This window comes from Escherichia sp. KCJ4928 (assembly GCF_004352695.1).
Classification (GTDB): Bacteria; Pseudomonadota; Gammaproteobacteria; order Enterobacterales; family Enterobacteriaceae; genus ECMA0423.
On record NZ_SJWV01000028.1, the window covers coordinates 1 to 14,444 of the forward strand.

The window sequence follows — 14,444 nt, forward strand, 5'->3', positions numbered from 1 at the left end:
GTAATCATCCTGTCAGGGAGAGGGATCTCAATTATCAATGCTTAATTACGTCATCATTTTGATGACATGAAACCGGAGCATTTTGCATGGAATTTTCGTTTTCACCCAAACTTCTTGTTGTTGCTGTCGCCGCCGCTCTTCCTCTCATGGCCAGCGCAGCAGATACCCCGTCAACTGCCACCGCACGCAAAGGCTTTGCCGGATACGATCACCCAAACCAGTATCCACAGAACGCTGCAATTTATTGAATTTGCACGATCATGTAGGCCGGATAAGGCGTTTACGCCGCATCCGGCAATCAACCGCAGGCGGCCACAAAATGGCCGCTTTTTTACTTATTCACCACCAGCAAATGTGCCTGCATAATGTCACTGGCCGGGCGACCGTGCGCCAGCAAATCAGCCATTGCTTTAAGATATGGCGGTAGATGGCGGAAATAACGCTGATACCCGGCACACAAATAATTCAGCCCCGGTTTGCCGCTGGCATCGAGCATGAAGCGGTGTTTCGGGCAGCCTCCCCAGCACGCTTTTAACACGTTACAACTGCGACACTGCGCCGGTAATTGCTTAAATTTATCTTCACCAAACACCTGCTGTTGCGGGGAATCGATCATTTCTGCAATTGTTTGCTGATGCATATTCCCCAGCCGATATTGCGGATAAACATAGTGATCGCAGGCGTAAACGTCGCCGTTGTGCTCAACAATCACCGAGCGCCCACAGGTTGGCTGATGATGGCAAACCGCACCCGGCGCACCGACAAAATTGGCAAACGCCCATTCGATATTCATCACGAAAATCTTGCCGACGTCGCGTTTGATCCAGTGGTCGAATATCGCCACCAGAAATTCACCAAATTCATCGGGGCGCACCGACCATTCCTTCAGTTCCCCCTGAATATCACCAGGCGCATGTAGTTTCAGTCCATCGCTGGCAGCTGTTTCATCAGCCAGGCGCTCGACCACCGGAATAAACTGGATGAATTCGACTCCCGCATCGCACAAAAAATCATAAACCTGCAACGGTTGCTGCGCGCTGGTGCGGTTGACGCAGACCAGCACGTTATAGTCGACATGATGTTTTTGCAGCAGCGTCAGGGCACGCATCACCAGCTTATGCGTTGGTCTGCCACCTTTGGTCACGCGATATTGATTGTGGATCTCAGCCGGACCGTCCAGCGATAACCCAACAAGAAAATGATTTTCTGCCAGAAATGCACACCATTTATCATCGAGCAGCACGCCGTTAGTCTGGAAGCTGTTACTTATCTTCCTGCCAGCACCGTATTTCGCCTGTAACTTTACGGCACGGCGGTAAAACTCCAGCCCGAGTAACGTTGGTTCGCCGCCCTGCCAGGTAAAAGCCACTTCGTTTTGCGGTTCGCTGGCAGCGATATAGTGACGGACATACGCTTCCAGCGTGTCATCGTCCATATGCGTGACTGGCTTTTCGCGGTAAAGGGATTGTTTTTCGAGATAAAAACAGTAGTCACAGTTCAGATTACAATCGGAACCACTCGGTTTCGCCATCACATGAAAAGCACGCGTTGGAACCTGTTGCAGCATGGTCACTCCTTGCCTGAAGTCATCCTTCAATACGTTAAGGGCGAAATCATACCGTGGGGCAATGAGTTATTACGGGCGTTTATTGCGAAGGGAGGGTGACGAAATGCACAGAAAACAAAAAACCCCGCCGAAGCGGGGTTCAAAATTGGTCGGCGAGAGAGGATTCGAACCTCCGACCCACTGGTCCCAAACCAGTTGCGCTACCAAGCTGCGCTACTCGCCGAAATACTGCTTTTTGAATTTTTAGTTCAATTCTTTAAAGTCGTGGTGCGAGGGGGGGGACTTGAACCCCCACGTCCGTAAAGACACTAACACCTGAAGCTAGCGCGTCTACCAATTCCGCCACCTTCGCATTGTCACAACTTCTAATAATGGGGTGGCTAATGGGATTCGAACCCACGACAACTGGAATCACAATCCAGGGCTCTACCAACTGAGCTATAGCCACCACTACAAATCTTGTTACGCGGTATTACTACCACCGCAGCTCAAGCGCCGGGACTAAATGGCGCGCCCGACAGGATTCGAACCTGAGACCTCTGCCTCCGGAGGGCAGCGCTCTATCCAGCTGAGCTACGGGCGCTTAGCGCCGTTGCGGGGGTGGATAATACGGACTTCCCACCCCTCTGTCTAGTCCCTTTTTAAATAAATTGCGCGTTTGGTTACGGTTTGTGCGTTTTGCTGCTTATTCCTCCAGTTTATGCGCTTTCCCGTGGCGATTAAGGCCAAAAACTTTATAAATCGCCGTCACCGCCAGCATAAAGATGATGCCAACAAACAGCGACATACGCGTATCTTCATTAAAGTACATGCCGATCAAAACGCAAATCAGGAATGCCATTGTTACGTAGTTGGCCCACGGGAACAGGATTGAGCGGAACGGATGGCTGGCAATCGCCGCTTTATGTGCACGCCGAAAACGCAGCTGGCTTATCAATATCACAAACCATGGCACCATCCCCGGAAGCACGCTGGCACTGTAGACGTAGACAAACACACGCTGCGGATTGGGAATGATGTAGTTCAGGCATGAGCCAATTAGCAGAATAGCAATAGATACTGCCACACCCGCAACTGGTACGCCGTGACGGGAAACTTTCGCCATCGCCGCCGGTAACTGACGGTTTTTCGCCAGTGCGTAGAGCATACGTCCGCAACTGTACATGCCGCTGTTACAGCCAGAGAGCGCAGCCGTCAGCACCACAAAGTTGATAATGCCCGCCGCTGCGGTAATACCGATTTTGGCAAAAGTCAGTACGAACGGGCTGCCGTTGCTGCCAATTTCATTCCACGGGAAGATGGTGACGATAACGAAAATCGCGCCTACGTAGAAAATCAGGATCCGCCACAGCACTTTGCCTACGGCACTGCGCAGCGTCACCTGCGGATTCTTCGCTTCACCGGCAGTAATGCCAATCAGCTCCACGCCCTGGTAGGACGCCACCACAATACACAGCGCGGTCAGGAACCCTTTCCAGCCACCCGCAAAGAAACCGCCATGCTCTGTGAGATTGCTAAAACCAATCGACTGCCCGCCATTGCCAAAGCCAAAGAAAATCACGCCCAGGCCAATGACAATCATCACGATAATCGTGGTGACTTTGATCATCGCGAACCAGAACTCGATTTCGCCGTACAACCGCACCGCCGCCAGATTCGCCAACGCCACCAGCGCCACTGCGATCAATGCGGGTATCCACTGCGCCATCTCCGGGAACCAGAACTGGACATAAACGCCAATGGCGGTGATTTCTGAGATCCCCACGGCCATCCACATAAACCAGTAAGACCAGGCGGTGAGATAACCAAAGAACGGGCTCATATAACGATGCGCATAAACGGCGAACGAACCGGTAACCGGTTCGAGGAACAACATTTCGCCCATTGAACGCATGATGAAAAAGACGAATAGCCCGGCGATGATATAGGCCAACAATACGGATGGCCCGGCCCATTTCAAGGTACTGGCGGCCCCCATAAACAGGCCGACGCCAATGGTGCCCCCCAGGGCGATGAGTTCGATATGTCGAGCTTCCAGCCCACGCTGTAGCTCTGGTTTGTTATCTGCCATAAATCCTCGTGTTGTGTTTGCATGCTTTCCGGTGTTACCGGTTATCGTTATGGGTACATCGAGTGTTGCGAATGTTTTCGTAATTCAGGAGAAATGGCAAATAAAGCATTAAAAATTTGAATGCTTTGTGTAATAAAAAAGCAGACAGGCGACGGAGTGACCACTCCGTCGCTTTACAAAGAGAGGAAAATCAGAGGTTGCCGGTGTAGTGCCAGCGTAAATAACGCAGCAAACGAAGCTGACGCTTAATGCGGCTCGGCTGCGAAAGCAGGCGGTAGAGCCACTCCAGTCCCAGCGTTTGCCAGATTTTCGGTGCGCGTTTTACGTGACCGGTGAAAACATCGTAAGTCCCGCCAACGCCCATATACAGCGCATCTGGATGCACCAGACGGCAGTCGCGCATGAAGATCTCCTGCTTTGGCGATCCCATCGCAACGGTGACGATTTGCGCTCCGCTGGCATGAATGCGTTCAAACAGCGCCTGACGCTGCTCGGGTTTAAAATAACCATCCTGACTGCCAACGATATTCACATTCCACTGGTTGCGCAGTTTAGCTTCAGTTTGCGCCAGCACTTCAGGTTTACCGCCCACAAGAAATACCGGCGTCCCTTCTTTGCCTGCGCGCGCCATCAGCTCTTCCCAGAGATCAGCACCGGCAACGCGGGAAACCTGCGCCTGCGGGTACTTTTTACGTACTGAACGTACAACGCTGATGCCATCCGCATATTTAAATTCGGCAGCGTTAATTAGCTCCCTGACCTCAGCATTATCTTCAATGGTCAGCATTTTTTCGGCATTAATGGCAACCAGCGTTCCCTGCTTAAGATGCCCGTCAGCAAACAGATAATCGAGGGCGTGCTGCATATCACGCCAACCAATCAACTGTAAGCCACGCAGCGTATAGGTCGGTGCCATGGTGTTGTTATTCATTGTTATCCTTCAACCTGCGTCCGGAGCGATGATTTTGTACGTTTATGAATGAGTCCGGCGCTTTCAAAAAGCCAGTACAACAGTTTTGCGATCATCAGACATGCGCCGAAGACCACGATAAAAAAGACTACGCGTGAGACAAACGAATCCAGCCCTTCACGTGCCAGCACGATCATATTGAAGATCGCCCCAAAGCAGAAACTGTGCAATATCGCAGCCTTATAGCGATTAGTCTCGCGGTTGCCCAGCTCATACAGCCAGTCGAACCATTTGATGATCAGTCCAACCACAATCGCCCCGAGTGGGATGAACAACGCGCCGCCCATCACCACCAGTGAGCCTATAAGCGTAGGCGAGATCGCCAGTCCGGAGTGGTTATTCAGCACTTCCCAGGTAAAGTAGTTGGCTGAGTTCAGCACCATACTCGGGCGACCCGGCCACAGCCAGGAAGGGATAAAGACATAGAAATCGCGGACAATTGGAGCCAGGCCCTGGAAGTCGATGTTGTCGTAGTTCTGCAACAGCAACGCCAGATTCTCCCATGGCGAGAAGGTGTCGCGAGTGAGATAGAGAAACGTATAGAACGCTTCATCGCCGCTCACATTCATTCCATAGCGTTTTAGCGCCAGCCAGAACATGCCCACAATCCCCAGCACGCCCGCCGCCGCCAGCATCCACAACGAAATCCAGCCGCGAATAATGCCAATAAACAGGAAGATAGCGAATGCGATGATGATATTGGCGCGAGTGCCGCCGACAATCATATAAGTCAGCAAGCCAAAGGCGACCGTGCTGACGAGGAAAAACAGCCACGCTTTGCTATCCTGGCGCAGAAAGTAGACCACCAGCATCGCCGGGATGAAAAAGTAAAAGAAGCGTTTTAACGCCACGCCGGAGACTTCACTGGAGAAGATCTGACTGTAGGAGTTAAGCCGGAACAGCAAAAAGCCGTTGTGCATGAAGAAGATGCCGACGCTTACCAGCGCGATGCCCATCAGGATCACCCACGTAAGATTGGTCTCCACGCGGTTCATGGTAAACAGCGGACGGCGCGGTACATCAGCAACGCGTTTGCGTAGGCGGGTTTTGTAGGTGACATAGTAAACCGCGTAGAAGCAGCCCGCAGAAAGCAACGCCTGCAACAAGATTTCTGGCGGCGCGACACCAACATCAAAGCGAAATACCAGCACGCTGGTCAGCGGGAAGCCGAAGAAAAAGGTGAGCAAAAACAGCAATGAAAAGAAGACATTGAAGTTAAAGCGCACACGGCGAAACTCAAACCAGGTCAGCGTGGCAATAAACAGCGTGCAGAGCAGCCAGACCACAAACAGGCCACTGAATTGCAGCAGACTCATGCGCCCTCCCCGGCGGCAATCGCCAACGCCCGCTGCCAGCCTTGTAGATAGTTAGGGCTAAAGAAGGCAATGGTGTTTTTATCCACCGACGCCAACTGGCGCTGCGCTTCACGCACAATATCCTCGTTGAGATCGTCGGTAGTAAACAGCACTGGCAAATGCTGTTCCGTCATATCCTGCCAGAACGGATTTTCCCGGTTAAGCACACAAGGAATGCCCGCCTGAATCAGTAAGCACAGCGTACCAATGCCCTGCTGGCGAGCAAAAATAAAGTAACCAAGATCGCACTGACGAAGTAGCGCCAGATAGGCGTCAAATTCCAGTTTTTCGCTCAAAATTTGCAGATTTTCTTCGCTGAATAACTCCAGCCCCGCCTGACGAACTTCCTCAATGTACGCTTCGTTATTAGGCGGATATCCCATCGGCACCACCACTTTTACCGTATCGCCAAATTGCTGATGAACGGCACGTAAAGCGGCGACATGCTCATTGCTGAGGTCGCCGGAGTTCCCCACCAGAATGGTCATTTTTCCTTCACGTTGCCGATCGTTCGCCATCGTATTGAGAGAAGGGTCCATCCGCGTCGGGAAGTACAGCAGTTCTCCCCGCACCTTTGGGTGCGTTTTGGCAAAAAAGCTCAAATCGCCGCGGGTGGCAAATACACAGCCGACTCGCTTTTGCGCCAGGCGACGTAGTGGGTAAAAAAGCTTATATCTCAAGCCACTGGAAAGCTCATACAGGTCTGCCCCCCAGATATGCCAGAAAAACTGGCTGGGCTTAATGCCACCACTCAGCAGAGCCAGCCACAGTGTGGGATTGAACTGACCGTGGAAAAAAAATCGCTGCTGACGGTTAGCTTTTGCTTTCGCGATGACCGCTTCCGCCAGCGATTTTTTCCCAGGGAAAAATTGCACAGAAAGCGCCGGACAGCTATCACTTAAGCCGTCGTCCTTGCCAACAACCATAAACTCGCGCGCGTGCTCGCTCGTCGCAGCCAGCGCGTCATTGAAAAACCGCAAAACGGTTCGGTTATGGTGAGGGATATCCGATCCCAGTACGTGAATCAGTACAGTCATGCCCGCCTACGCCAGAGTAAAAACACGCCACAACAAAGAGAAAAATAGACGATATAAGTTGCCATATATGCCTGCGCCGCGCCCAGTGCACCATGCGCAGGGATTAGCCAGTGGGCAAATACCATCAATAAAGTGAACTGGCTGATTTCCGCCAGAATATAAAACCGCAATGACGCTTTGGCGATCACCAGATAACCAAAGACATAAGCGCCCACTTTTAACACATCACCCACTAACTGCCAGGCAAAGAGATCGCGCATAGCGGTAAATTTATTCGACAACAGCAGCCAGATAGCAAAATCACGCAGCAGCCAGACGGTAAAACTCGCCGCCGCCACTGCCGGTAAGACGAATTTCAGCGATTTAACCACTTCCCGGGTGATATCGCGCTTTTCCGTTAGCCGCGACAACGTGGGCAGCAAATATACGCTGAACGATGCCGTAATAAATTGCAGGTAGGCATCGGAAATACTGCTCACCCCTTGCCAGATCCCCACTTCATCCCAGCTATACTGCGCCGCGAGCAGTTTACGCATCATGATGTAAGCAACAGGCAAGGTCACCGACGTAATCAACGCCATGAGCGTAAATTTGCTCAACTGCCCTGCCAGACCGTTATCCCAGCTGGGTTTCAGATAGCTTAACGGGATGACACCACGTTTGATCAACATGATGGCGGCAGGAATTACCACCAGCGCGGGAATCAGCGCCAGACCCAGCAACGCCCCTTCATAACCGCCCAAACGGTAACTGACGTAGTACGCGAGAACGCCAATCAAGCTGCCGACAATCAGCGATAACGCATTACCTGCGGCATCGCGAAAGCCTTTCATCAGCGCCAGTAACAGGTTGCCCCAGGCGATCCCCATTTGCACCAGCGCCACTAAACGCACCAGCCCCTGATAGTCGGTATTACCAAACAATCCCTGGCTGATTGGCGCAGCTGCCAGCACAAAAACCAGCGCCATCAGCGTAGAGAAACCAAGTACCATCGCTGATGAAGTGCCGACCACGCGGCGCAGCTGTTGCGGATTATCATGGTACTGGGCAACGTATTTGGTTACACCGTTAAAGATGCCAGCTCCGGCAAGCACGCCGAGCACGGTAATCAACTGGCGGAAATTTGCCGCCAGCCCAAGCCCCGCCGGACCAAATGACACAGCCAGCAACTTACCGACCAGTAACCCGGCACCAATCTTGACCAGTGTACTGGCCGCCGTCCACAAGGACGCTTTTGCCAACGACATATCAGGAGAAGTAGTTCAACAAAGTCGCAATTACCGTACGCTGATTGACGGGCGACAGGTTGTAGAACAGCGGCAGGCGCAGCAGGCGCTCGCTCTCTTTGGTGGTGTAGCGATCTTCACCGTGGAACTCACCAAAGCGTTCCCCCGCAGGGCAACCGTGCAGCGGAATGTAATGGAACACCGCCATGATTTCCGCTTCTTTCAGAAAGTTAATCAACGCGCTCCGGTCATCAATATCCCGCAGTTTAATGTAGAACATATGCGCGTTCTGCACGCAGCCATCGGGAATCGACGGCAGCTCGATACGCCCGGCTTTCGCCAGAGGCGCTAACGCATCGTAGTAGTTTTGCCACAGCGCCAGACGTTGCTGGTTGATACGATCCGCTGCTTCCAGTTGCGCCCACAGGTACGCAGCTTGCAGATCGGACATCAAATAGCTGGAGCCAATATCGCGCCAGGTATATTTATCGACCTGACCACGGAAGAACTGGCTGCGGTTAGTGCCCTTTTCACGGATGATCTCGGCTCGTTCGATTAACGCTTTATCGTTAATCAGCGTCGCGCCGCCTTCACCACCCGCCGTATAGTTTTTGGTTTCATGGAAGCTAAAGCAGCCAATATGACCAATGGTTCCCAGTGCACGCCCTTTGTAAGTGGACATCACGCCCTGAGCGGCATCTTCTACCACAAACAGATTATGCTTTTTCGCCAACGCCATAATGGTGTCCATTTCGCAGGCCACACCCGCGTAATGGACCGGCACGATAACGCGCGTTTTGTCGGTGATCGCCGCTTCAATCAGCGTTTCGTCGATGTTCATGGTGTCCGGGCGAACATCCACAAAAACGATTTTTGCGCCACGCAGCACAAAGGCATTGGCGGTGGAGACAAAGGTGTAGCTCGGCATGATCACTTCATCGCCAGGCTGGATATCGAGCAGCAGCGCCGCCATCTCCAGCGAAGCGGTGCAGGACGGCGTCAGTAACACTTTGGCGCTACCAAAACGTTGCTCCAGCCACTGCTGGCAGCGACGGGTAAAACCGCCATCGCCACACAGTTTGCCGCTACCCATTGCCGACTGCATATAGTCGAGTTCGGTTCCCACCACCGGCGGTGCGTTAAATGGAATCATGTGATCACCTGTATAACCAGTACGCGGTGCTTTCTACATTCGCACCACTTTGTATGTATCGTTTAAGCGCGGCGGTGTTGCCCATTTGGGTCGCCACCCGCAAAGTTGTTTTACCGCGAGCATACGCCCAGTTTAGCGCCGTTTGCATCAGCTCAGCACCTACACCGCGTCCAGCCAGCAGGCCAATTCGCGCATCTGTCGCATTGAGTTCCCGTAAAGAGACATAACCGCGAATACCGCCGGACGCCGCACGTAAAATCAGACATTGATGATCAAAGGTGCCGCGCACGGCATTTTCAATCCACTGTGCATAAAAGCGTCTGCTGGCGTCAGGCGCATACCACGGCGCACGAAAACGGCTTTGCGCAAATGCGGCGCTGGCTAACTGACGTAATGCGGGAATATCGGTCTCTTGTGCCACTACAGCACCACTATCACTGACATTGTTCACGGGTAGTGCCAAATCAACTTCACCTTCTACCAGGGAGAATCCCAGCTGTTGCAGGGCATCCAGTTCACCCGTATTTGATGCCGCAATTTTGGCCTGCACCCGTGACCACGGCGCTAACACGTCTGGCGTCAGGAGCGGTGCTTCAGACGTAATGCGCACGATGGCGCTGTTAACACCAAAGAAGGCGTTTTCCCAGGTTAGTGGCTCAATACTGGCGCGGACGGGCACGAAGTAACTCCAGCAGATATTGGCCGTAGCCAGTTTTCGCTAATGAACTGGCAGCACGCTTCACACCCTCGTCATCGAGCCAGCCGTTACGCCAGGCGATCTCTTCCAGGCAGGCAATCTTAAAGCCCTGGCGTTTTTCTACTGTCTGCACAAAGGTACTGGCTTCAATCAGGCTGTCGTGAGTGCCAGTGTCCAGCCAGGCAAATCCGCGCCCGAGCAGTTCAACGGTCAGGTTGCCCGCCTCGAGGTACATCTGGTTGATGGAGGTAATCTCCAGTTCACCACGCTCCGACGGCTTCACCTGCTTTGCGTACTCCACGACTTTACTGTCGTAGAAATAAAGCCCGGTCACCGCCCAGTTTGACTTCGGCTGTTTTGGCTTTTCTTCCAGCGAGATAGCGCGGAAATTGTCGTCAAACTCCACCACGCCAAAGCGTTCCGGGTCCATCACCTGATAGCCAAATACCGTCGCCCCTTCCGTGCGCGCCGCAACATGACGCAGCTTCGGACTGAAGCCCTGACCGAAGAAGATGTTATCGCCCAGCACCAGACAAGAAGGTTCACCGTTGAGGAAGGTTTCACCGATGATAAAGGCCTGCGCCAGACCGTCCGGGCTGGGCTGTTCGGCGTATTCCAGCTGGATACCGAACTCACTACCATCGCCCAGCAGGCGCTGGAAATAACCTTTATCTTCCGGCGTAGTGATGATGAGAATTTCGCGGATACCGGCCAGCATCAGCACCGACAGCGGATAGTAAATCATTGGCTTATCGTAAATCGGCAACAGTTGCTTCGATACGCCGCGCGTAATCGGATGCAATCGGGTACCGGAACCGCCCGCCAGGATAATACCTTTCATGTTTGCCTCCGCTGAAAATTAGCCTTTCAGACCTAAACGCTCGCCCTGATAGCTGCCGTCCTGCACCTGCTTCCACCAGCTTTCATTAGCCAGATACCACTGCACCGTTTTACGCATTCCACTTTCAAAGGTTTCCTGTGGCAGCCAACCAAGTTCACGGGCAATTTTCGAAGCATCAATGGCATAACGCAGATCATGCCCCGGACGGTCAGCGACAAAGGTGATCAAGTCACGATAGTGCGCCACGCCGTGCGGCTTGTTCGGAGCCAGTTCTTCCAGCAGCTCGCAAATGGTTTCCACAACATCGAGATTCTTACGCTCGTTGTGACCACCAATATTATAGGTTTCACCGACTTTCCCGGTGGTCGCCACGCAATACAGCGCGCGGGCGTGATCTTCCACATACAGCCAGTCACGGATTTGCTGCCCGTTGCCATATACCGGCAGCGGTTTACCCGCCAGCGCGTTGAGGATCATCAGCGGGATCAGTTTTTCCGGAAAGTGGTAAGGACCGTAGTTATTCGAGCAGTTGGTGATCAGCGTCGGCAGACCGTAGGTCCGCAGCCAGGCGCGCACCAGATGGTCGCTGCTGGCTTTTGACGCGGAATAAGGGCTGCTCGGCGCATACGGCGTGGTTTCGGTGAAGAAATCATCCGTCGAGTGCAGGTCACCATATACTTCGTCGGTGGAGATATGATGAAAACGGAACGCTGATTTTTTATCTTCCGTCAGCGTATTCCAGTAAGCCCGCGCCGCTTCAAGCAATGTATAAGTCCCGACAATGTTGGTTTCAATAAACGCTGCCGGGCCGTCAATAGAACGGTCAACATGGCTTTCGGCTGCCAGATGCATGACACAGTCTGGCTGATGCTCAGTGAATACGCGTGCCAGTTCTGCCCGATCGCAGATATCAACTTTCTCAAAGGCAAAGTGCTCGCTTTGCGCGACCGGTGCCAGCGACATCAGGTTTCCGGCGTAGGTCAGCTTATCGACCACTACCACCGCATCGCTCGTTTCGTTGATGATATAACGCACCAGCGCCGAGCCAATAAACCCGGCACCACCTGTTATCAGAATTTTTCTCATCAGCGCCAGACTCCTTTGGCATCGACGACATACTGCTGATGGACATTGTCGCCATTGATAACTTTGAACTGACTATGATCGACCAGCATCACCAGCACGTCTGCCGTTGCCAGCGCCTCGTCAAGCTGCGCCAGAGTACAAAGCCCGGTCAGTTTTTTCGGCAACTGGTGGATGTTAGGCTCAACAACCAGCGTTTCGCCGCTGTGCCACTGGGCGATCAGTTCAGCGATTTCCATCGCCGGGCTTTCGCGCAGGTCATCAATATTCGGTTTAAACGCCAGACCAAAGCAGGCGATTTTCAGTTCACTGGCGCGTTTATCGGTAGCAGCAAGGCAGTCGGCAACCGCCGCTTTCACCTGATCGATAACCCAGAACGGTTTGTGATCGTTAACTTCGCGCGCGGTACGGATAAGCCGCGCCTGCTGGGGGTTCTGTGCCACGATAAACCACGGATCAACAGCAATGCAGTGACCGCCCACGCCAGGGCCAGGCTGAAGAATATTAACGCGAGGGTGACGATTCGCCAGGCGAATCAGTTCCCAGACGTTAATCCCCTGATCGGCACAAATCAGCGACAATTCATTAGCAAAAGCGATATTCACATCGCGGAAGCTGTTTTCGGTGAGCTTACACATTTCCGCCGTCCGCGAGTTAGTGACGACACACTCACCTTCGAGGAAAATTTTGTACAGTTCGCTGGCGCGGGTCGAACAAACCGGCGTCATACCACCAATCACGCGATCGTTTTTAATCAGCTCGACCATAACCTGGCCCGGTAACACGCGTTCCGGGCAGTAAGCAATGTTAACGTCCGCCTGCTCGCCCACCTGCTGTGGGAAAGTGAGATCCGGACGCATCTCTGCTAACCATTCTGCCATCTTCTCGGTTGACCCCACCGGCGAGGTGGATTCAAGGATCACCAGCGCGCCTTTTTTCAGCACTGGCGCAATGGAGCGAGCAGCCGATTCAACGTAGGTCATATCTGGCTCATGATCGCCTTTAAACGGCGTGGGTACAGCAATCAGCCAGGCATCCGCTTCAACTGGCGTCGTGCTCGCTCGTAAAAAACCGCCTTCTACGGCAGTTTTTACTACGCTCGCCAAATCAGGCTCGACGATATGGATTTCGCCACGATTGATGGTATCAACCGCGTGTTGGTTGATATCGACACCAATCACCTGTTTTTGCCGTGAGGCAAACGCAGCTGCTGTAGGCAGCCCGATGTAACCCAGTCCGATAACAGAAATGGTCGCAAAACTCATAGTGATATCCGATTATTTTTTAACGCTTCCAGAATGCGAGAGCATGCCTGACCATCACCATACGGATTATGGGCGCGGCTCATAGCTTGATATTCGTTTTCGTCTTTTAAAAGACGCGTCACTTCCTCGACAATTCGCTGCTTATCCGTGCCTACCAGACGCACCGTACCCGCCGTCACCGCTTCCGGACGCTCAGTGGTATCGCGCATCACCAGCACCGGTTTCCCCAGCGAAGGCGCTTCTTCCTGAATGCCGCCTGAGTCGGTCAAAATCAGCCAGGCGTGGTTCATCAGCCAGACAAACGGTAAATACTCCTGGGGATCGATCAGAATGACATTTTTCACATGCCCCAGAATGCGATTGACCGGCTCTCTGACGTTCGGGTTGAGATGCACCGGATAGACAATCTGGATGTCCTGGTGCGTGGTGGCGATGTCTGCCAGCGCGTGGCAGATTTCTTCAAAGCCACGACCGAAACTTTCACGCCTGTGACCGGTCACCAGAATCATCTTTTTATCGGGGTCGATAAACGGGTAATTTGCCGCCAGTTCTGAACGCAGCGTGTCGCTGCTCATCACCTGATCACGCACCCATAACAGTGCATCAATGACTGTATTACCAGTAATGAAGATTCGGCTATCCGCAACGTTTTCACGCAGCAAGTTTTGCCGGGAAGTTTCGGTTGGAGAGAAGTGATACATCGCCAGATGCCCGGTCAATGTACGGTTAGCCTCTTCCGGCCACGGCGAATAGAGATCGCCCGTGCGTAAACCAGCCTCAACGTGACCAACAGGAATACGCTGATAAAACGCCGCCAGGCTGGTTGCCAGCGTCGTTGTTGTGTCGCCGTGAACCAGCACGACGTCTGGTTTGAACTCGGCAAGAATAGGTTTTAGCCCTTCCAGAATCCGACAGGTTATCTCTGTCAGGCCCTGTCCTGGCTGCATTATGTTGAGATCGTAGTCAGGTACAATGGAAAAGAGTTTCAGCACCTGATCGAGCATCTCCCGATGCTGCGCAGTGACGCAAACTTTAGCCTCAAAAAAAGGATCTTTTGCCAACGCATGCACCAACGGAGCCATCTTGATGGCTTCCGGGCGCGTACCAAATACAGTCAGTACTTTCACATCGATTCTCTTCGAATAAGCGGCGAGCGCCTTTGCGCTCGCCGCAGCAGTG

At 53.0% G+C, this 14,444-nt stretch carries 12 protein-coding genes, 4 tRNA genes and 1 pseudogene; 1 reads left to right on the forward strand and 16 read right to left on the reverse strand.

The window, feature by feature from the left end; all coding sequences use genetic code 11:
- Window positions 1–86 precede the first annotated feature (86 nt).
- Window positions 87–224: pseudogene (locus tag E0D98_RS27370) on the forward strand (arylsulfatase); the annotation flags it as partial.
- A 107-nt stretch (window positions 225–331) separates the two neighbouring features.
- Here E0D98_RS27370 and E0D98_RS06675 read toward each other — a convergent pair.
- The 16 genes from E0D98_RS06675 to wecB form a co-directional block, all read right to left on the reverse strand.
- On the reverse strand, window positions 332–1,567 hold the full coding sequence (locus tag E0D98_RS06675; protein ID WP_000941540.1) for an anaerobic sulfatase maturase: 1,236 nt from the start codon (window positions 1,565–1,567) through the stop codon (window positions 332–334).
- Between the two features lie 146 nt (window positions 1,568–1,713).
- A tRNA-Pro gene (locus tag E0D98_RS06680) sits at window positions 1,714–1,790 on the reverse strand.
- 42 nt (window positions 1,791–1,832) lie between these two features.
- Window positions 1,833–1,919 (reverse strand) — tRNA-Leu (locus E0D98_RS06685).
- 20 nt (window positions 1,920–1,939) lie between these two features.
- Window positions 1,940–2,015: transfer RNA gene (locus tag E0D98_RS06690), tRNA-His, on the reverse strand.
- Window positions 2,016–2,073: 58 nt separating this feature from the next.
- Window positions 2,074–2,150 (reverse strand) — tRNA-Arg (locus E0D98_RS06695).
- A 102-nt stretch (window positions 2,151–2,252) separates the two neighbouring features.
- Window positions 2,253–3,638, reverse strand: a complete 1,386-nt coding sequence (locus E0D98_RS06700) for an amino acid permease (RefSeq protein WP_000774731.1) — start codon at window positions 3,636–3,638, stop codon at window positions 2,253–2,255.
- Between the two features lie 190 nt (window positions 3,639–3,828).
- Window positions 3,829–4,569, reverse strand: coding sequence for a lipopolysaccharide N-acetylmannosaminouronosyltransferase (gene wecG / locus E0D98_RS06705; protein ID WP_001064010.1), 741 nt, complete (start codon window positions 4,567–4,569; stop codon window positions 3,829–3,831).
- A 2-nt stretch (window positions 4,570–4,571) separates the two neighbouring features.
- A complete protein-coding gene (wzyE, locus tag E0D98_RS06710) occupies window positions 4,572–5,924 on the reverse strand; it encodes an ECA oligosaccharide polymerase (RefSeq protein ID WP_000055132.1) in 1,353 nt (450 codons plus the stop codon).
- Window positions 5,921–7,000, reverse strand: coding sequence for a TDP-N-acetylfucosamine:lipid II N-acetylfucosaminyltransferase (rffT, locus tag E0D98_RS06715; protein WP_000217237.1), 1,080 nt, complete (start codon window positions 6,998–7,000; stop codon window positions 5,921–5,923). The genes wzyE and rffT overlap by 4 nt, the downstream gene beginning before the upstream one ends.
- Complete coding sequence (gene wzxE, locus E0D98_RS06720; protein ID WP_000050260.1) at window positions 6,997–8,247, reverse strand: lipid III flippase WzxE; 1,251 nt, start codon at window positions 8,245–8,247, stop codon at window positions 6,997–6,999. Before wzxE ends, rffT begins: the two co-directional genes overlap by 4 nt.
- A gap of 1 nt (window position 8,248) precedes the next feature.
- Window positions 8,249–9,379 (reverse strand): dTDP-4-amino-4,6-dideoxygalactose transaminase, encoded by a 1,131-nt coding sequence (rffA, locus tag E0D98_RS06725; protein ID WP_000612044.1) that lies wholly within the window; start codon window positions 9,377–9,379, stop codon window positions 8,249–8,251.
- 4 nt (window positions 9,380–9,383) lie between these two features.
- Window positions 9,384–10,058 (reverse strand): dTDP-4-amino-4,6-dideoxy-D-galactose acyltransferase, encoded by a 675-nt coding sequence (gene rffC / locus E0D98_RS06730; RefSeq protein WP_001145196.1) that lies wholly within the window; start codon window positions 10,056–10,058, stop codon window positions 9,384–9,386.
- A complete protein-coding gene (gene rfbA / locus E0D98_RS06735; protein WP_000676056.1) occupies window positions 10,036–10,917 on the reverse strand; it encodes a glucose-1-phosphate thymidylyltransferase RfbA in 882 nt (293 codons plus the stop codon). Before rfbA ends, rffC begins: the two co-directional genes overlap by 23 nt.
- Before the next feature lie 18 nt (window positions 10,918–10,935).
- Entirely contained in the window at window positions 10,936–12,003 is a 1,068-nt protein-coding gene (gene rffG, locus E0D98_RS06740; RefSeq protein ID WP_001226587.1) for a dTDP-glucose 4,6-dehydratase, read from the reverse strand.
- Entirely contained in the window at window positions 12,003–13,265 is a 1,263-nt protein-coding gene (gene wecC / locus E0D98_RS06745; RefSeq protein WP_000006625.1) for a UDP-N-acetyl-D-mannosamine dehydrogenase, read from the reverse strand. Before wecC ends, rffG begins: the two co-directional genes overlap by 1 nt.
- Window positions 13,262–14,392, reverse strand: a complete 1,131-nt coding sequence (gene wecB, locus E0D98_RS06750) for a UDP-N-acetylglucosamine 2-epimerase (non-hydrolyzing) (RefSeq protein WP_000866670.1) — start codon at window positions 14,390–14,392, stop codon at window positions 13,262–13,264. The genes wecC and wecB overlap by 4 nt, the downstream gene beginning before the upstream one ends.
- Window positions 14,393–14,444 lie beyond the last annotated feature (52 nt).